This is a genomic window from Pseudomonas sp. DR 5-09, assembly GCF_001655595.1.
Lineage (GTDB): Bacteria > Pseudomonadota > Gammaproteobacteria > Pseudomonadales > Pseudomonadaceae > Aquipseudomonas > Aquipseudomonas pharyngis.
This window is the reverse complement of record NZ_CP011566.1, coordinates 5,833,896-5,852,331: the sequence shown is the minus strand read 5'-3', so window position 1 is coordinate 5,852,331 and position 18,436 is coordinate 5,833,896. Positions and strand designations below refer to the sequence as shown.

Genomic DNA, 18,436 nt, shown 5'->3' with positions numbered 1-18,436 from the left:
TTGAAGCTCTGCCCAGCGATGTCTGACCACTGTGCCAGGGGATCGAATTGAAAACGTAGAGAACGCCATGTCCGACCACGATATTTTGAGCGACGCCGAGCGCGAAGCGCTCAGCGCTGTAATGCTCGAACCCGATCTGCCACCGCAGCGTGTATTGATCGTCGATGACGACAAGGACGCCCGGGAGCTGTTGTCGGAGATTCTCGGGTTGGACGGTATTCGTTGCATGACCGCGGCCAGCGGTGAGTCCGCGCTGAAGATGCTCGAGGAAAGGCCCTCCATCGGCCTGGTGATCACCGATCTGCGGATGGGCAATGTCGATGGCCTGGACCTGATTCGTCAGGTGCGTGAATCGGTACGGGCGGCGATGCCGATCATCATTGTTTCGGGCGATGCCGACGTGAAGGACGCGATTGCGGCGATGCATCTGAGCGTGGTGGATTTCCTGCTCAAACCGATTGATACCGCCAAGTTGCTCGGTCTCGTCAGACATGAGTTGGGGATTGAACCTTAACGCCGAAGCCCCCTCACCCTAACCCTCTCCCGGAGGGAGAGGGGACTGACCGAGGTGAATGTTCGAGATACACCGACCTGAAATATTGAGTCGAACTCAGGTTCTGAAAAGCCCCTATCTGCTCCCTTTCCCCTCGCCCCCCTTGGGGGCGGTCCGACGTTTCGGGAGGGCTGGGGTGAGGGGGATGGATCTCAAGCCCTACTCAAAACTCAGGCAGACATCACAAACAAAAAAGCCCTGATCGAAAGATCAGGGCTTTTTCATGTCCGGCATCCGCGCAGGTTACAGGCCGTTGGCAGCCTTGAACTCGCGACGACGACGGTGCAGGACCGGCTCGGTGTAGCCGTTCGGCTGTTTGGTGCCCTCGATCACCAGTTCGACCGCCGCCTGGAAGGCGATGTTGCTGTCGAAGTTCGGGGCCAGCGGACGGTACAGCGGGTCGTTGGCGTTCTGACGGTCTACCACCGGCGCCATGCGCTTGAGGCTTTCCATCACTTGCGCTTCGGTCACCACGCCGTGGCGCAGCCAGTTGGCGATGTGCTGGCTGGAGATACGCAGCGTCGCACGGTCTTCCATCAGGCCGACGTCGTTGATGTCCGGCACTTTCGAGCAGCCCACGCCCTGATCGATCCAGCGCACCACGTAACCGAGAATGCCCTGGGCGTTGTTGTCCAGTTCGTTCTTGATCTGCTCCGGGGTCCAGGTCGGGTTGACCGCCAGCGGGATGGTCAGGATGTCATCGACCGAAGCGCGGGCACGTTTGGCCAGCTCGGCCTGACGGGCGAACACGTCGACCTTGTGGTAGTGCAGCGCGTGCAGCGCAGCGGCGGTCGGCGACGGAACCCAGGCAGTGTTGGCGCCGGCCATCGGGTGAGCGATTTTCTGTTCGAGCATCGCCGCCATCAGGTCGGGCATCGCCCACATGCCTTTACCGATTTGCGCACGACCTTGCAGGCCGGTGCTCAGACCGATATCGACGTTCCAGTTTTCGTAGGCGCCGATCCACTTCTCGGCCTTCATGTCAGCCTTGCGAACCACCGGGCCGGCTTCCATGGAGGTGTGGATTTCGTCGCCGGTGCGGTCGAGGAAACCGGTGTTGATGAACACCACGCGCTCGCTGGCAGCCTGGATGCAGGCTTTGAGGTTGACCGTGGTACGGCGTTCCTCGTCCATGATCCCGACTTTCAGGGTGTTGCGTTTGAGGCCCAGTACGTCTTCGATGCGACCGAACAGCTCGTTAGTGAACGCCGCTTCTTCCGGGCCGTGCATCTTCGGTTTGACGATGTAGACGGAACCGGTGCGGGTGTTCTTGCGCGAAGTGTTGCCGTTCAGGTTGTGCATCGCCGCGAGGCAAGTCACCAGACCGTCGAGGATGCCTTCTGGCACTTCGTTGCCGTGCTTGTCGAGGATCGCGTCGATGGTCATCAGGTGACCGACGTTGCGCACGAACAGCAGCGAGCGGCCGTGCAGGGTCAGTTCGCTGCCGTCGACCTTGGTGTAGGTGCGATCCGGGTTCATGGTGCGGGTGAAGGTCTGGCCGCCCTTGGACACGGATTCCGCCAGGTCGCCTTTCATCAGGCCCAGCCAGTTGCGGTAAATCACCACTTTGTCGTCGGCATCGACAGCAGCCACGGAGTCTTCGCAGTCCATGATGGTGGTCAGGGCCGCTTCCATCAGGATGTCTTTGACGCCGGCGGCATCGGTCTGGCCGACCGGGGTGCTGGCGTCGATCTGGATTTCGAAGTGCAGGCCGTTGTTCTTCAGCAGGATCGCGATCGGCGCATTGGCGTCGCCCTGGAAACCGATCAGTTGAGCGTCGTTGCGCAGGCCGCTGGTGCTGCCGCCCTTGAGGGTGACGACCAGTTTGCCGCCAGCGATCTTGTAGCCGGTGGAATCGACGTGAGAGCCGGTCGCCAGTGGCGCGGCTTCGTCGAGAAATGCACGGGCGAAGGCGATGACTTTGTCGCCACGCACCTTGTTGTAGCCTTTGCCTTTTTCCGCGCCGCCGGCTTCGCTGATGGCATCGGTGCCATACAGGGCGTCGTACAGCGAACCCCAGCGGGCGTTCGAGGCGTTGAGGGCGAAGCGGGCGTTCATCACCGGCACCACGAGTTGCGGGCCGGCGGTACGGGCGATTTCGTCATCGACGTTTTGCGTCGTTGCCTGGAAATCAGCCGCTTCTGGCAGCAGATAACCGATCTCTTGCAGGAAGGCTTTATAGGCCACGGCGTCGTGGGGCTGACCGGCACGGCTCTGGTGCCAGCCATCGATACGAGCCTGGAAGTCATCGCGTTTGGCGAGTAGGGCTTTGTTCTTCGGCGCCAGGTCGTGAATGACCTTGTCGGCACCTTCCCAGAATTTGTCGGCGGTGAGGCCGGTACCGGGAATGGCTTCGTTGTTCACGAAGTCGAACAGGACTTTGGCGACCTGCAGGCCACCGACTTGAACGTGTTCAGTCATTGCTTGCCTCACTCTGCTCAGCTATTTCGCTTTTCAGCTCGTCAATTTAACAATGAAGCCTCTGGCCATTTAAACCACAAACCCCTCGACCAGTACATGCCATCGCTGGCGGCTGGGCTGGGACCAATCAACGGCTTGGGGGCCTTGCTGACGGGGCTTTCAGGGTTGCGAACGTGCCTTGGGCAGACATCGATCCAGCGTTATGTAGTGCGCGCTGCGGCATACTACATGATGAGTTGCGGTTGTGAAAATCGGACTAATTACGTCGTTCTGCGACCCCATGACGCATTGCGGTCACGGCGCGGAACGGGATGTTCTCAGAAAACCAATGGATTGTTCCAGTTAAATATAAAAAGTTGTACACGATTTGTGACTTCGAGCGTCTGAGGCGTCTGTGGAACGCTTGCCTATACTTGCTTTTCTATAACAAAAGTCATGACAAGAGGGCTGCGCCATGGATCACCTCGTACTCACCGTCTTCGCACCGGACAAGCCCGGGCAGGCCGAGCGCATCGCCCAATGCATCGCCGAACACGGCGGCAACTGGCTGGAAAGCCGCCTGTCACGGATGGCCGGGCAGTTCGCCGGGATCCTGCGGGTGGGCGTGCCGGCGGAGGCTTACGACGAATTAGTCGATGCCTTACAAGCACTGTCGGCACAGGGCATTCGCGTGTTGGTGGCGGAAAGCGGTATCGAACAGGCCTGCACCTGGAAACCGATCGCCATGGAGTTGGTAGGCAATGATCGTCCCGGCATCGTGCGCGACATTACTCGACTGCTGAGCGAGCAGGGCGTCAACCTCGAACGGCTGGTGACCGAAGTGCGCCCGGCGCCAATGAGCAGTGAACCGCTGTTCCACGCCGAGGCGATCCTGGCGGTGCCGCTGACCCTGTCGCTGGACGTGCTGCAATCGCGCCTGGAAACCCTGGCCGATGACTTGATGGTGGAACTGGTGCTGCGCACTGATCCATGAGAGCGGAATGGGTTATCCAGTTTTAGCGTGCACCTGCCTGTGGATAACCTGTAGAGACTGAGCGCCAGGCCACGTCCGCTGTGGCTTGGCGAAGATTGATCAAAAAACCGCCAGCATTCAGTGACTTGCGCACAAACGGCGGGGATCACGCTGTGGATAACCTTGGGAAGGAACGATACAGGCCACGAGAACCGTGGCCTGTGGAGGTTTGTGCGTTTTTTGATCAGCTGCGCCGGCGCAAGCTCATCCATGCATCGACGCTGTACACCGCCAGACCGGCCCAGATAAACATGAAGGCGATCAGCGTGCTGGACGACAAGTGCTCGCCGAACAGCAGCACGGCTTGCAGCAGTACCAACGTCGGCGCCAGGTATTGCAGGAAACCGAGGGTGGTGTAGGGCAGATACCGCGCGGCCGCGTTGAAGCACACCAGCGGCACCAGCGTCACCGGGCCGGCCGCCACCAGCCACCAGGCTTCGGAGGTGGTCCAGAACTCGGCCTGGGCGCTGGTGGCGGTCGGATTGATCAGCAGCCACGCGAGGGCGATCGGCACCAGCATCCAGGTTTCCACCACCAGCCCCGGCAACGCCTTGACCGGCGCCTGCTTGCGGATCAGCCCGTAGAAACCGAAGGTCAGCGCCAGCACCAGCGATACCCACGGCAGACTGCCGACCTGCCACACCTGCTGCGCAACACCGACCGCCGCCAGACCAACCGCCAGCCACTGCATGCGCCGCAAGCGTTCGCCGAGGATCAGCATGCCCAGCAGCACGTTCACCAGTGGGTTGATGTAGTAACCGAGGCTCGCCTCCAGCATCCGGCCGTTGTTCACCGACCAGACGTAGGTCAGCCAGTTGGCCGCGATCAAGGTGCCGCTGAGCGCAAGAATCGCCAGGCGTTTCGGGTTGTCGCGCAGTTCCTGCCACCAGCCGGGATGCTTCCACACCATCAACAGCAGCGCGCCGAACAGCGCTGACCACAGCACCCGGTGAATGATGATTTCCACCGCCGGCACTTCGGCGATGGCTTTGAAGTAGAGCGGGAACAGTCCCCAGATGATGTAGGCGCTCAGGCCCAGAATGTACCCGCGACGCGGGTTGGCGGCTTGCATGCAGAATCCTTGCTTAGGCAGCTAACAAAGCAGCGATTGTACGGGCAGTTGTATAGACGTGTCGTGTCAGAAAAGCTTCAACGGCTCTTCGTTCAGTGCCGCCAGTTGCTCACGTAGCGCCAGCACCTGATCGCCCCAATACCGCTCGCTGCCGAACCACGGAAAGCTGCGCGGGAATGCCGGATCGTCCCAGCGCCGCGCCAGCCAGGCGCTGTAATGCATCAGGCGCAGGGCGCGCAGCGGTTCGATCAGCGCCAGTTCGCGCGGGTCGAAGTCATGGAATTCGTTGTAGCCGTCCATCAATTCCGACAGTTGTCCCAGACAATCCTGACGGTCGCCGGCGAGCATCATCCAGATGTCCTGCACCGCCGGACCCATGCGGCAGTCGTCGAGGTCGACGATGTGGAACATCTCGTCGCGGCACATCATGTTGCCGGGGTGGCAGTCGCCGTGCATGCGGATGTTCTGGTGCGGCGTGCTGGCGTAGACGTCTTCCACACGCTTGAGCAGGTCACGGGCGACGGACTCGTAGGCCGGCAGCAGGCTCTTGGGAATGAAGTTGCCTTCCAGCAGGGTGGCCAGCGAGTCATGGCCGAAATTCTTCACCGCCAGCGCTTCGCGGTGTTCGAACGGTTTGGTCCCGCCGACTGCGTGCATGCGCCCGAGCAACTGGCCGAGGCGATACAACTGGTCGAGATTGCCCGGCTCCGGCGCCCGGCCACCGCGACGGGGAAACAGGGTGAAACGAAAACCGGCGTGTTCGTGCAGGGTTTCGCCGTTGTGGATCAGTGGCGCCACCACCGGGATCTCGACGTCGGCCAGTTCGAAGGTGAACTGGTGTTCTTCGAGAATGGCTTCGTTGGTCCAGCGCTGCGGGCGATAGAACTTGGCGATCAGCGGTTCCGAGTCTTCGATGCCGACCTGATAGACGCGGTTTTCATAACTGTTGAGCGCCAGAATGCGCGCGTCGCTCAGGAAGCCGATGCTTTCGACGGCATCGAGCACGAGGTCTGGGGTGAGGGTTTCAAACGGGTGGGCCATGCTGACTCCTGCGCGCAGCAGGCTGCCGCGTCCGGCTCAGCATGGTAGCGCAGACGGGCTGTCTTGAGTGGGATCGTTCCCGTGCAGTGCACGGGAACGATCAGAGTGTCGCCCGATCAGGCGCCAACGATCCCGCCATCCTCACGGGTAATCGCCATCACCGATGACCGCGGCTTGCCGTTCGGCAAATGCTCGGGGAAGGTCGAACCGCCGTTCTCGCCCGGGTGCTGAATCCCGACGAACAGGGTTTTCTGATCCGGCGAGAAGCTGATCCCGGTGACTTCACAGCCGATCGGCCCGACCATGAACCGGCGAATTTCCCCGGTGGCAGGATCGGCGCAGAGCATCTGGTTGTTGCCCATCCCGGCGAAATCACCGGCGTTGCTCGAGTCGCCGTCGGTGAGAATCCACAACCGTCCGGCCTTGTCGAAGCCGAGGCCGTCGGGGCTGTTGAACATGTTCTGCGGGGTGATATTCGACGAACCGCCCTTCGGTGTACCGGCATGGACGCCCGGGTTGCCGGCGACCACGAACAGATCCCAGGCGAAAGTTTTCGCCGCGTGATCGTCGCGGTCGGTGCGCCAGCGCAGGATCTGCCCGTAGACGTTCTTCTCGCGCGGGTTCGGCCCGCCCACCGGTTGGCCGTCTTCGCCGCGCTTGGCGTTGTTGGTCAGGGTGCAATAGACCTGGCCGTCTTTCGGGCTGACCACGATCCACTCCGGACGGTCCATGCGCGTGGCGCCGACCACACTGGCGGCGAGACGAGCGTGAATCAGCACTTCGGCCTGATCGGCGAAACCGCTGCTGGCGTCGATGCCGTTCTTGCCGTGGGTCAGTTCGATCCACTGGCCTTGGCCTTTCGGGTGGTCCGGGTTGCCGTCGCCCGCATCGAACTTGGCCACGTACAGCGTGCCGTGATCGAGGATGTCGCGGTTGGCCTTGGCGTTGCGGTGATTGATCTTGTCGCGGCTGACGAATTTGTAGATGAACTCGCCGCGTTCGTCGTCGCCCATGTACACCACGGCGCGACCGTCGTCGGTCTCGGCCAGCGCGGCGTTTTCATGTTTGAAGCGGCCCAGCGCAGTGCGTTTGACCGGGGTCGATTGCGGGTCGAACGGGTCGATCTCCACGACCCAGCCGTGACGGTTGAGCTCGTTCGGGTTCTTCGCCATGTCGAAGCGCGGATCGAACGGATGCCAGTTGATCTCACGGCTGGCGGCCGATACGCCGTAGCGCTTTTGCGCCGGGTCGAACTGTTGCTGGGCGTTGCTGCTGCCGAAGCAGTCGGTGAAGTTCTCTTCGCAGGTCAGATAAGTGCCCCACGGTGTCTTGCCGTTGGCGCAGTTCTGGAAAGTGCCGAGGACTTTTTTGCCGTGCTTGTCGGCGCTGGTTTTCATCAGATCGTGACCGGCGGCCGGGCCGCTGATGCGCAGCGGCGAGTTGCCGTGAATGCGCCGGTTGTAGCGCGAGCCCTGGACGAACTGCCACTGGCCGTTCTTGCGCTGCACTTCGATCACCGACACGCCTTCGCAGGCCAGGGCCTTGCGCACGTCCTCGGCCGATTGCGGCATGCCGCCGTGCGGATAGAGGTAGCGGTAGTTGGTGTATTCGTTGTTGATCGCCATCAACGCACGGTTTTTCTCGCCCGGGAATTCGAACAGGCTCATGCCGTCGTTGTTGTCGCCGAATTGCACCTCCTGTGCAGCCGCGGTGCCATTGCCGCTCGGGTCGAAGGCCGGGCCGTTCTTGTGCAGCGGTTGACCCCAGCTGATCAGCACCGACGACTTGTAGCCTTTGGGCAGGCTGATGGTGTCAGTGGTGGCGGCTGGAATGCTGTCGAAGCCGAGCAGACGGCTGTTGCCGGCGCTGACACTGGCGGCCAGCACGCTGCGACTCAGCAGGTTGCCGCCGAGGAACATCGCCGCGCCGCACAGCGCGCCGGCGCTGATGAAACCGCGACGGCTCAGGCCGACCATTTTTTCCAGGTCTGTGGATTGGTTTTCTTCTAATAGGCTCACATCAGGCTCCCTGCATGGTTTTGGCAGCCACCTTAATGCGGGTCGATGACGCTTTCGTTGCAGTGCTGTTTAGAGCGGTGTTCCGAGCAGCACATTGGACGGGGAAAACTGCACCTGCACCGCTTGCTCGACCGTCAGGCCACGGGTGCGTAAATCCAGGGGTTCGGCCAGCGCGCACAGGGTCTGGCCATTGGGCAGGGCGATGCGCACTTCGCTCGGGCCGTCTTCGGCGTCGAGAATCGCCTCGATCCGACCGTTCAACAGGTTGTGGCCGACCGCAGGCGTGGCCTGTGGAGCGAGCAGTTCGAGCCAGCCGGCCTTGATCAGCGCCACCACTTCGGTGCCCGGTTGCAGTTCCAGATGGACGGTGCTGTCGTGGGTGATCTGCGCGTTGATCGACAGGCCCTCGGCCAGTTCGAGGCGGATCAGGTCGTTGCGGCCCTGACCTTCGATCAGCACGACTTTGCCGTGCAGCTGATTGCGTGCGCTGGTCCTGAGCATCAGCCGACCGAGCAGATCCAGATCGCTGGCATCCTCGGCCGCCTCCAGTACCTGGGCCTGCAAGGCTTGCAGCTTTTGATAGAGGCGCAGCACTCGCTCGCCTTCGCTCGACAATCTGGCGCCACCGCCACCCTTGCCGCCGACCGCGCGCTCGACCAGCGGCTTTTGCGCGAGGTTGTTCAGCTCATCGATGGCATCCCAGGCCGCCTTGTAACTCAGGCCGGCGCTCTTCGCGGCGCGGGTGATCGAACCCTGTTCGGCGATGTGTTGCAGCAAGGCGATGCGCTGCGGACGGCGGACGATGTGCTGGGACAACAGACTGGGCAGGGACATGGCGGACGCTTTGTACTGAAGGGTTGAGGGAGGACGTTGGCGGCTCATGGCGTATCCGTCAAGCCGCGTCGCCGGGTTTTGGCGTGCGGGCCAGGCAGTACACATCCACCCGCGCGGCGCCGGCGTCCATCAGCAAACGGGCCAGCGCCTGGGCGGTGGCGCCGGTGGTCAGCACGTCGTCGACCAGGGCAAGGTGCCGGCCTTTCACCTGGGCATCGGGGCTCAAGGCGAAGGCGTGACGCAGATTGTGTTTCCGCGCCTTGGCGTTCAGCGCCTGCTGGGCGTCAGTATCCTGCACCCGCAAAAGACAGTGTTCCTCGCAAGGCAGGTCGAGTGACTTGCCCAGCCACTGCGCGAGCATCGCCGCTTGGTTGAAGCCGCGCTGGCGCAAGCGTTTCGGCGCAAGCGGCACCGGTAGCAGGGCGTCCGGGCGAGGCAGGTCTTCTTCGAAGCGATGTTGCAGAAACTCGCCGAGAACGTCGGCGAGCAAGTGGCCAAGCGGCCATTTGGCGTTGTGCTTGAAACGGGTGATCAGCGTGTCCACCGGAAAGCCATAAACCCAGGGCACAGCCACCTGTTCGAAGGCCGGTGGATCCTGCAGGCAGCCACCACAAGTCAGGCCGGCTGCGAGGGGCAGGGCGCAGGTCAGGCATTGATCGCCCAGCCACGGCAAATCGGTTTCGCAGGCGGTGCAGATCGGGATTTGCGCGTCTGCCGGTTCGTCGCACAACAAGCAGTTCTGTTTGTTTTTTAACCAGATGTAAACCGGCCTTTCGTAGTGTGGTTGACAGCGCATGACTCTTCCTTAAATATGCCGAACATCCGTGTCGTGCCTGTGGGTATTCCGTTTCCCCAGGCGCCAGCCAAGCATAACCAAGGAAACGCCCATGAGCGCCAGCACCACTGCCACCCTGCGTCACGACTGGACTTTGGCCGAAGTCAAAGCACTCTTCGTTCAGCCATTCAACGACTTGCTGTTCCAGGCGCAGACGGTGCACCGCGCGCATTTCGACGCCAACCGCGTTCAGGTTTCCACCCTGTTGTCGATCAAGACCGGGGCCTGTCCGGAAGATTGCAAATATTGTCCGCAGTCCGGTCACTACAACACCGGGCTGGAAAAAGAAAAGCTCATGGAAGTGCAGAAAGTCCTCGAAGAGGCTGCCCGCGCCAGGGCCATCGGTTCGACCCGATTCTGCATGGGCGCGGCGTGGAAGCACCCGTCGGCCAAGGACATGCCTTACGTGCTGAAGATGGTCGAAGGCGTGAAGGCCATGGGCCTGGAAACCTGCATGACCCTCGGCCGTCTCGATCAGGACCAGACCGAAGCCCTGGCCAAGGCCGGGCTCGACTACTACAACCATAACCTCGATACCTCGCCGGAGTTCTACGGCAGCATCATCACCACCCGCACCTATGCCGAGCGTCTGCAGACCCTGGCCTATGTGCGCGATGCGGGGATGAAAATCTGCTCCGGCGGCATTCTCGGCATGGGCGAGTCCCTCGATGACCGCGCCAACCTGCTGATCCAGCTGGCCAACCTGCCGGAGCATCCGGAATCGGTGCCGATCAACATGCTGGTGAAAGTGGCCGGCACGCCGCTGGAAAACGCCGACGACGTAGATCCGTTCGATTTCATCCGCATGCTCGCCGTGGCGCGCATCCTCATGCCGCAATCCCACGTACGCCTGTCCGCCGGCCGCGAAGCGATGAACGAGCAGATGCAGGCCCTGGCATTCTTCGCCGGCGCCAACTCGATCTTCTACGGCGACAAACTGCTGACCACGGCCAACCCGCAGGCCGACAAGGACATGCAACTGTTCGCGCGCCTGGGCATTCAGCCGGAAGCCCGCGAAGAGCATGCCGACGAAGTCCACCAGGCCGCCATCGAGCAGGCGCTGGTGGAGCAGAAGAGCAGCGAGCAGTTCTACAACGCGGCGGTCTGAAACTCGCCCCGATTTGCTGAAGGAACACTCCCCTGTGGGAGCTGGCTTGCCAGCGATAGCGGACTGACAGTCGACACTGATGTTGAATGTGGCGCCGCCATCGCTGGCAAGCCAGCTCCCACAAGGTCGGTGTCCATCCTGATTCATGTGATTTGACTGTTCGAGGCTTGCATGTCTTTTGATCTCGCCGCACGCCTTGCTGCCCGTCGTGCCGAAAATCTCTACCGCCAGCGACCGCTGCTTGAAAGCTCACAAGGGCCGGAAGTAGTGGTCGACGGTCAGCCGTTGCTGGCGTTCTGCAACAACGATTACCTGGGCCTGGCCAACCATCCGCAAGTGATCGAAGCCTGGCGCGCCGGTGCCTCGAAGTGGGGCGTCGGTGGCGGTGCTTCGCATCTGGTGATCGGCCACAGCGGCCCGCATCACGAATTGGAAGAAGCCCTGGCTGACCTCACCGGACGGCCGCGTGCGCTGTTGTTCACCACCGGTTACATGGCCAACCTCGGCGCGGTCACGGCGCTGGTCGGGCAGGGCGACACGGTGCTGGAAGACCGGCTCAACCATGCCTCGTTACTGGATGCCGGATTGTTGTCCGGCGCGCGCTTCAATCGTTATCTGCACAACGACGCCGACAGCCTCGCCAAACGTCTGGAAAAAGCCGCCGGCAATACGCTGGTGGTCACTGACGGCGTATTCAGCATGGACGGCGACCTTGCCGATCTGCCGGCGCTGGCCCGGGAAGCCAAGGCCAAAGGCGCGTGGCTGATGGTCGATGACGCTCACGGTTTCGGTCCGCTGGGGGCAAACGGTGGCGGGATCGTCGAGCATTTCGGTTTGAGCCAGGAGGACGTGCCGGTGCTGGTCGGCACCCTCGGGAAAGCGTTCGGTACGGCTGGCGCCTTTGTGGCCGGGAGTGAAGAGCTGATCGAAAGCCTGATCCAGTTCGCCCGCCCGTACATCTACACCACCAGCCAACCGCCGGCGCTGGCCTGCGCAACCTTGAAAAGTCTGGAACTGCTGCGCAGCGAGCACTGGCGTCGCGAGCATTTGCAGACGCTGATCCGCCAGTTCCGCCACGGCGCTGAGCAGATCGGTCTGGAGCTGATGGACAGCTTCACGCCGATCCAGCCGATCCTGATCGGCGATGCCGGTCGCGCCGTGCGTCTATCGCAGATGCTGCGCGAGCGTGGGTTGATGGTCACCGCAATCCGGCCGCCGACCGTGCCTGCCGGCAGTGCGCGGTTGCGGGTCACGCTGACCGCCGCCCACAGCGAGGCACAGGTGCAGCTATTGTTAGAAGGACTGGCCGATTGCTTTGCTCAACTGACGTCGGAGCCAAGCCATGCGTGATCGCCTGATTCTGTTACCGGGTTGGGGGCTCGGCGTTTCGCCGCTGGAGCCGCTGGCCGCTGCACTGCGCGGACTCGACGAGCACCTGCAGGTCGACATCGAGCCGCTGCCGGAGCTGGACTCCAGCGATCTGAACGACTGGCTCGACGAGCTCGATGAGCGCGTCCCCGAAGATGCCTGGCTTGGCGGCTGGTCGCTGGGCGGCATGCTCGCGTCCGAGCTGGCGGCCCGGCGTGGCGAACATTGCTGCGGCTTGCTGACCCTGGCGAGCAACCCTTCGTTTGTCGCCCATGAACAATGGCCGAGCGCGATGCCCGGCGAAACCTTCGATGCGTTTCTGGCCGGCTGCAGCGCCGACCCGCGCACGACCCTCAAGCGATTCTCGCTGCTGTGCGCCCAGGGCGCGCAAGATGCGCGCGGCTTGTCGCGGCTCTTGCTCGGCGGCGCGCCGAATACCTCGCCGGCCGCTTTGATGGCCGGTCTTGAATTGTTGGCGCAGATCGATACGCGTGAAGCCTTGCAGGCGTTTCGCGGCCCGCAATTGCATCTGTTTGGCGGGCTGGACGGGTTGGTGCCTGCGGAAGCCGCGGGTGAGTTGTTCGCCTTGCTGGCAGATGTCGAAGTTGGTCTGATCGAGCAGGCCAGCCATGCGTTTCTTCTGGAAGACCCCCACGGTGTGGCGGGTGCGATCCAGGCGTTTTTGAGTGAGTGCGGTGATGACTGATTTGTCTGTTGCGGCGTTGCCCGGCGGCTTGCCTGACAAGCGCCAGGTCGCAGCTTCTTTTTCTCGCGCAGCGGCCAGCTACGACAGCGTCGCCGAGTTGCAGCGCGATGTCGGTACGCAGTTGATGAATCGCTTGCCGATGGCGTTTCGGCCGGCACGCTGGCTGGATCTGGGCTGCGGCACCGGGTATTTCACCCGGGCGCTGGCCGAGCGATTTGGTGAGGGGCTGGCGCTGGATATCGCTGAAGGCATGCTCCATCACGCGCGGCCGCTGGGCGGGGCCACGCACTTTATCGCTGGCGATGCCGAACGATTGCCGTTGCAGGATTCGACCTGCGATCTGATCTTCTCCAGCCTCGCCGTGCAGTGGTGCGCGGACTTCGAAGCGGTGCTCGGTGAAGCGTTTCGGGTGCTGAAACCGGGGGGGATTTTCGCGTTTGCTAGTCTTTGTGTAGGGACGCTGTACGAATTGCGCGACAGCTGGCGTCAGGTCGATGGCCTGGTGCACGTCAACCGCTTCCGCGAGTTCGCCCGCTATGAGCAATTGTGCGCGGCCAGTGGTTTGCGTACGGCCAGTCTGGAGAATCGGCCGCATGTGCTGCATTACCCGGATGTGCGCAGCCTGACCCACGAACTCAAGGCACTGGGCGCGCATAACCTGAACCCTGGCCGGCCGGGTGGATTGACCGGGCGGGCGCGGATTCTGGGGCTGGTCGAGGCTTACGAGCAGTTCCGTCAGCCTCAAGGGCTGCCAGCGACCTATCAGGTGGTCTACGCCGTGTTGGAGAAACCCTTATGAGCGCAGCCTATTTCATCACCGGAACCGACACTGACGTCGGCAAGACCACCGTTGCCGCCGGGTTGCTGCACGCTGCGCGGTCGGCAGGATTGAGCACGGCAGCGGGCAAACCGGTGGCGTCCGGTTGTGTGGTGACGCCCAGAGGTTTGCGCAATTCCGACGCGCTGGCGTTGCAGGCCGAATGCTCCTTGCCGTTGACCTATCAACAGGTCAACCCGGTGGCGTTCGAGCCGGCCATCGCGCCGCATCTGGCAGCGCGTGAGGCGGGTGTGGCGCTGACCGTGCAATCGTTGCTGGCGCCGATGCGCGAGATTCTGGCCATGAACGCCGACTTCACGCTGATCGAAGGCGCGGGCGGTTGGCGGGTGCCGTTGGCGGATCAGGACAATCTGTCGGATCTGGCGATTGCGCTGAAGCTGCCGGTGATTCTGGTGGTCGGTGTGCGCCTGGGTTGCATCAGCCACGCGCTGTTGACTGCCGAGGCAATTGCCCGGGACGGGCTGCAATTGGCCGGATGGGTGGCGAACATCATTGATCCGAAGACGTCGCGGCTCGAAGAAAACCTCGCGACACTGGCCGAGCGGATTCCGGCTCCCTGCCTGGGTCGGGTGCCGAAACTCAAGGCGGTCAGCGCCGAAGCGGTTGCCGATCATTTGCAACTGGATCTGCTCGACTGATTTTGGCTATGGCAAGGCACTGTGCCATTAGTGTTTTTGACGGGTGTTTTTCTGACGCCTCTGGTTCAATGGCACCCATTGATCCTTCCCAAGGATGAGAGCTCCCATGGAAATCTCCGGAAACACAGCTTTTTATGCAGGTCTGAGCACTATTCAGACCGGGCAGAACCGCGTCGATCAGGCCGCCAGCCAGATCGCCAGCAACACCATCGAGCGTTCGGTCACCAGCCAGTCTTCGGAAGTACAGGTCAATCGCCTGCGCGGTGTGGACCGCGCGCAGGAGTCGGATCTGACGAGCAATATCGTCGAGCTGTCGCAGGGCAAGATCCAGGCAGAGCTGGGTGTGAAGGTGGCCAAGGCCTCCGATGAAGTATTGGGCACCTTGATCGATACCTACGCCTGAACGGTCAGGAGAGCGCCGGTGAGCGAGCCCCGGCGCACTTCGGCATTGATGTCAGCGCTTGTCAGGAACCGAGGAAACCGCAGATGCGTGGAGAGCCAAATTTATCGCTACTACTCCCGGCCACGACCACCCGACCTTTGGGTTGAATCACCACGTCAATGCAATCGCCTACCCTGTACCCGCTCCAGAAAGGTTCAATGACCCCGTTTTCACTGAATCGTTGATATTCCACCATCCAGGTGTGGGCCAGTAGGGAACTACCCACCGTGACGATTTTCTGGTCTGGTTGAACGGCGATTGAATTGAAACTGATTCTGTCCTCGGAGCGCGAAATCAGTAGCGGTTTACCTGAATTGAATGCAGGGTCCAGCGCTTCGCCGTTGGCCTCGAGCCGGGTAAGCAGCCCGCGTTCCCTCTTATTGGCATCACGGCCGACGCCTGCGACCAGGATTTTATCGTCGCTCTGTATGACGATCCGGCTGACAAGGCTTACAGTGAACGTGTTGGGCTCTTGTTTTTCGGGCAGCGGCTCTTCCGCCAGTTCGATATCGGCATAACCGCCCCGACCGAAAGTGAGGTCCAAAGTCCCGGTGGTGTGGTAGCGTGCTACCCTTCTGAGTAAATTCACGTGCTGATGGCCCGCCACCACGATCTTCCCGTCAGCCTGCGTCGCAACATTGCAGACGTTACTCGGGAAACCCTGCAGATTGATATCGATGAACCCGGCACCGTCGCCAAAAGTTTCGTCCGGTTGGCCGCTGTTTTGTAGCCGATACAATCTGTTCAGCGGACTTGAGCTAATAATTTGGAAGTTTGCGGCAATGAGGATTTTTCCATCCTTTTGCAGGCACCCATCTACTAGTTTGACTCTGACCCAATTGATATCTGTTTCTGCGTCAATCGACATGACCCGATTTCCAAACACGAGGTCCGGGCTACCGTTCTGATTGAAGCGGGTGACTGCGGGCCGGGTCAAGTTGTTCTTGAAGGATTCCCCGATCACGATGATTTTTCCGCTGCCTTCTTCCAGCAGAAGGCGCGTAGGGCGCGTTTCATCGTATTGATCATATTGCCAGGTCGTTTCCTGGAATGACTCGTCCCTGGCCCCATCGACAAGGTAGCGAGCCAGTCGCATTTTTTTATCAATCGCGTAAGCCACATAAAGATTACCGTCCTTGTCAGACGCAATTGCGTTGGCAGTGCCTCTTCCTCCAATGGAAATAGCACCGTCGTCGCCAAAGCTGCGGTCGGGAAAACCTGCTGTCCTGGGCAGATTGCTGTTATCTGATTGCTGGTTCATAGCGCTTCACTCCAAACATGCGGTTGAACAATTCGTCCGCTGCTCTGCACCTTCATTTCATAGAAGCGCCGTTTTTTGCGCACCTGTCAGAAATGACAGTTCTTTGTTCATTGCGAGCCAAATGACTGACCTTGGCGGCCAGCCCTCAGCAGGCGCGCGCCTGGAGGGAACATCATGACGAACGGCAAAAGATCGACGCTTGACAAGATTTCGGCGTAAACGTATGTTTCAAACAACTGTTTGACCGTCATAACAAATCAACGCGGTCGTTCATTCCCGGTTACATCAGCAGAGGTTTATCGCTATGCCTGACTACAAGGCCCCCTTGCGTGATATTCGCTTCGTTCGTGACGAACTGCTCGGCTATGAAGCGCACTATCAGAGCCTTCCAGCGTGTGCAGAAGCAACGCCGGACATGGTTGACGCCATTCTCGAAGAGGGCGCCAAGTTTTGTGAGCAGGTGCTGGCACCGCTGAACCGCGTGGGTGACACCGAAGGCTGCACCTGGAGCGAGTCCGGCGTGAAAACCCCGACCGGCTTCAAAGAGGCCTACAAGCAATTCGTCGAAGGCGGCTGGCCGAGCCTCGCCCATGACGTCGAGCACGGCGGTCAGGGTCTGCCTGAGTCGCTGGGTCTGGCTGTCAGCGAGATGGTCGGCGAAGCCAACTGGTCGTGGGGCATGTACCCGGGCCTGTCGCACGGCGCGATGAACACCATCTCCGAGCACGGCACCCCAGAGCAGCAGGAAGCCTATCTGACCAAACTGGTCTCCGGCGAATGGACCGGCACCATGTGCCTGACCGAACCGCACTGCGGCACCGACCTGGGCATGCTGCGCACCAAGGCCGAACCTCAGGCCGACGGTTCCTACAAAGTTTCCGGCACCAAGATCTTCATCTCGGCCGGTGAACACGACATGGCCGACAATATCGTCCACATCGTACTGGCCCGCCTGCCGGACGCACCGGCCGGCACCAAAGGCATCTCGCTGTTTATCGTTCCCAAGTTCATGCCGAATGCTGATGGCACCGTCGGTGCACGCAACGCTGTGACCTGCGGTTCGATCGAACACAAGATGGGCATCCACGGCAACGCGACCTGCGTGATGAACTTCGACGGCGCGACCGGTTTCCTGATCGGCCCGGCGAACAAAGGCCTGAACTGCATGTTCACCTTCATGAACACCGCACGTCTGGGTACCGCACTGCAAGGTCTGGCTCACGCCGAAATCGGCTTCCAGGGCGGCCTGAAATACGCTCGCGATCGCCTGCAGATGCGTTCCCTGACTGGCCCGAAAGCGCCGGACAAGGCCGCTGACCCGATCATCGTTCACCCAGACGTACGCCGCATGCTGTTGACCATGAAGGCATTCGCCGAAGGCAACCGTGCGATGGTGTACTTCACCGCCAAACAGGTCGACATCGTCAAATACGGCGTGGACGAAGAAGAGAAGAAGAAAGCCGACGCATTGCTGGCCTTCATGACTCCGATCGCCAAAGCGTTCATGACCGAAGTCGGTTTCGAATCCGCCAACCACGGCGTACAGATCTACGGCGGCCACGGCTTCATCGCCGAGTGGGGCATGGAGCAGAACGTTCGCGACAGCCGCATCTCGATGCTGTACGAAGGCACCACCGGCATCCAGGCTCTCGACCTGCTGGGCCGTAAAGTGCTGATGACTCAAGGCGAGGCGCTCAAAGGCTTCACCAAGATCGTCCACAAGTTCTGCCAGAACAACGAAGGCAACGAAGCTGTTAAAGAATTCGTCGCACCGTTGGCTGCACTGAACAAAGAGTGGGGCGAACTGACCATGAAGGTCGGTATGGCCGCCATGAAAGATCGCGAAGAAGTCGGCGCGGCCTCCGTGGACTACCTGATGTACTCCGGTTACGCCTGCCTGGCCTACTTCTGGGCTGACATGGCGCGTCTGGCTGCTGAAAAACTGGCTGCCGGCACCAGCGACGAGGCGTTCTACACCGCCAAGCTGCAAACCGCGCGCTTCTACTTCCAGCGCATCCTGCCGCGTACCCGTACGCACGTGGCCACCATGCTGTCGGGCGCCAACAACCTGATGGACATGAAAGAAGAAGACTTCGCACTGGGCTACTAAGCCTTAACGCGGTCTTTCAAAAAACCGCTGCTCCCTCGGGGGCAGCGGTTTTTTTGTGCCCGGATTTCCCCAATCCCGGGGCTGATTCCCCAGCATTGATGAAGCCACTGCTCGGCCGAATCCCTGCGCTTATTGATTCAAAATGTTTCCAGAAGAATGGCCAATTAATTGCACTGCCC

Annotated in this window: 16 protein-coding genes; 9 read left to right on the top strand and 7 right to left on the bottom strand. The window is 61.2% G+C overall.

What is annotated here, in order from left to right; all coding sequences use genetic code 11:
* The first annotated feature begins 67 nt into the window (after nucleotides 1-67).
* On the top strand, nucleotides 68-514 hold the full coding sequence (locus PDR5_RS26380; RefSeq protein WP_064599912.1) for a response regulator: 447 nt from the start codon (nucleotides 68-70) through the stop codon (nucleotides 512-514).
* A gap of 282 nt (nucleotides 515-796) precedes the next feature.
* Here the strand turns inward: PDR5_RS26380 and PDR5_RS26375 are convergent, their stop codons facing one another.
* On the bottom strand, nucleotides 797-2,974 hold the full coding sequence (locus tag PDR5_RS26375; protein WP_064599909.1) for a malate synthase G: 2,178 nt from the start codon (nucleotides 2,972-2,974) through the stop codon (nucleotides 797-799).
* A 454-nt stretch (nucleotides 2,975-3,428) separates the two neighbouring features.
* Here PDR5_RS26375 and PDR5_RS26370 point away from each other — a divergent pair, with 454 nt between their 5' ends.
* On the top strand, nucleotides 3,429-3,947 hold the full coding sequence (locus tag PDR5_RS26370; protein ID WP_064599907.1) for a glycine cleavage system protein R: 519 nt from the start codon (nucleotides 3,429-3,431) through the stop codon (nucleotides 3,945-3,947).
* A 223-nt stretch (nucleotides 3,948-4,170) separates the two neighbouring features.
* Here the strand turns inward: PDR5_RS26370 and rarD are convergent, their stop codons facing one another.
* From rarD to PDR5_RS26345, 5 genes are all read right to left on the bottom strand, one after another.
* Nucleotides 4,171-5,058, bottom strand: coding sequence for an EamA family transporter RarD (gene rarD, locus PDR5_RS26365; protein ID WP_064599905.1), 888 nt, complete (start codon nucleotides 5,056-5,058; stop codon nucleotides 4,171-4,173).
* 66 nt (nucleotides 5,059-5,124) lie between these two features.
* On the bottom strand, nucleotides 5,125-6,099 hold the full coding sequence (locus tag PDR5_RS26360) for a serine/threonine protein kinase (RefSeq protein ID WP_064599903.1): 975 nt from the start codon (nucleotides 6,097-6,099) through the stop codon (nucleotides 5,125-5,127).
* Nucleotides 6,100-6,215: 116 nt separating this feature from the next.
* Nucleotides 6,216-8,117 carry a PhoX family protein gene (locus PDR5_RS26355; protein WP_064599901.1) on the bottom strand — a complete coding sequence of 634 codons (1,902 nt, stop codon included), beginning with the start codon at nucleotides 8,115-8,117 and terminating at the stop codon, nucleotides 6,216-6,218.
* 69 nt (nucleotides 8,118-8,186) lie between these two features.
* Nucleotides 8,187-8,951, bottom strand: a complete 765-nt coding sequence (locus tag PDR5_RS26350) for a TOBE domain-containing protein (RefSeq protein WP_064599899.1) — start codon at nucleotides 8,949-8,951, stop codon at nucleotides 8,187-8,189.
* A gap of 58 nt (nucleotides 8,952-9,009) precedes the next feature.
* Nucleotides 9,010-9,747: a ComF family protein gene (locus PDR5_RS26345; protein WP_064599897.1), complete on the bottom strand. Its 738-nt coding sequence runs from the start codon at nucleotides 9,745-9,747 to the stop codon at nucleotides 9,010-9,012.
* A gap of 91 nt (nucleotides 9,748-9,838) precedes the next feature.
* On the opposite strand from PDR5_RS26345, the gene bioB reads away from it, so the two are divergent.
* The 6 genes from bioB (at nucleotide 9,839) to PDR5_RS26315 (ending at nucleotide 14,847) form a co-directional block, all read left to right on the top strand.
* On the top strand, nucleotides 9,839-10,894 hold the full coding sequence (gene bioB, locus PDR5_RS26340; RefSeq protein WP_064599895.1) for a biotin synthase BioB: 1,056 nt from the start codon (nucleotides 9,839-9,841) through the stop codon (nucleotides 10,892-10,894).
* A 171-nt stretch (nucleotides 10,895-11,065) separates the two neighbouring features.
* Nucleotides 11,066-12,244: an 8-amino-7-oxononanoate synthase gene (gene bioF / locus PDR5_RS26335; RefSeq protein ID WP_064599893.1), complete on the top strand. Its 1,179-nt coding sequence runs from the start codon at nucleotides 11,066-11,068 to the stop codon at nucleotides 12,242-12,244.
* Nucleotides 12,237-12,968, top strand: a complete 732-nt coding sequence (locus PDR5_RS26330) for an alpha/beta fold hydrolase (protein ID WP_064599891.1) — start codon at nucleotides 12,237-12,239, stop codon at nucleotides 12,966-12,968. The genes bioF and PDR5_RS26330 overlap by 8 nt, the downstream gene beginning before the upstream one ends.
* Nucleotides 12,961-13,767 carry a malonyl-ACP O-methyltransferase BioC gene (gene bioC, locus PDR5_RS26325; protein WP_064599889.1) on the top strand — a complete coding sequence of 269 codons (807 nt, stop codon included), beginning with the start codon at nucleotides 12,961-12,963 and terminating at the stop codon, nucleotides 13,765-13,767. Before PDR5_RS26330 ends, bioC begins: the two co-directional genes overlap by 8 nt.
* On the top strand, nucleotides 13,764-14,444 hold the full coding sequence (bioD, locus tag PDR5_RS26320) for a dethiobiotin synthase (RefSeq protein WP_007959854.1): 681 nt from the start codon (nucleotides 13,764-13,766) through the stop codon (nucleotides 14,442-14,444). The genes bioC and bioD overlap by 4 nt, the downstream gene beginning before the upstream one ends.
* Before the next feature lie 106 nt (nucleotides 14,445-14,550).
* On the top strand, nucleotides 14,551-14,847 hold the full coding sequence (locus PDR5_RS26315) for a hypothetical protein (RefSeq protein WP_064599887.1): 297 nt from the start codon (nucleotides 14,551-14,553) through the stop codon (nucleotides 14,845-14,847).
* Nucleotides 14,848-14,908: 61 nt separating this feature from the next.
* Here the strand turns inward: PDR5_RS26315 and PDR5_RS26310 are convergent, their stop codons facing one another.
* Entirely contained in the window at nucleotides 14,909-16,147 is a 1,239-nt protein-coding gene (locus PDR5_RS26310; protein ID WP_064599884.1) for a hypothetical protein, read from the bottom strand.
* Nucleotides 16,148-16,451: 304 nt separating this feature from the next.
* Between PDR5_RS26310 and PDR5_RS26305 the strand changes: the two genes are divergently transcribed.
* The gene (locus PDR5_RS26305) at nucleotides 16,452-18,257 is read left to right on the top strand and encodes a phenylacyl-CoA dehydrogenase (protein WP_064599882.1); all 1,806 of its coding nucleotides are present in this window, start codon (nucleotides 16,452-16,454) and stop codon (nucleotides 18,255-18,257) included.
* The last annotated feature ends 179 nt before the right edge of the window (nucleotides 18,258-18,436 follow it).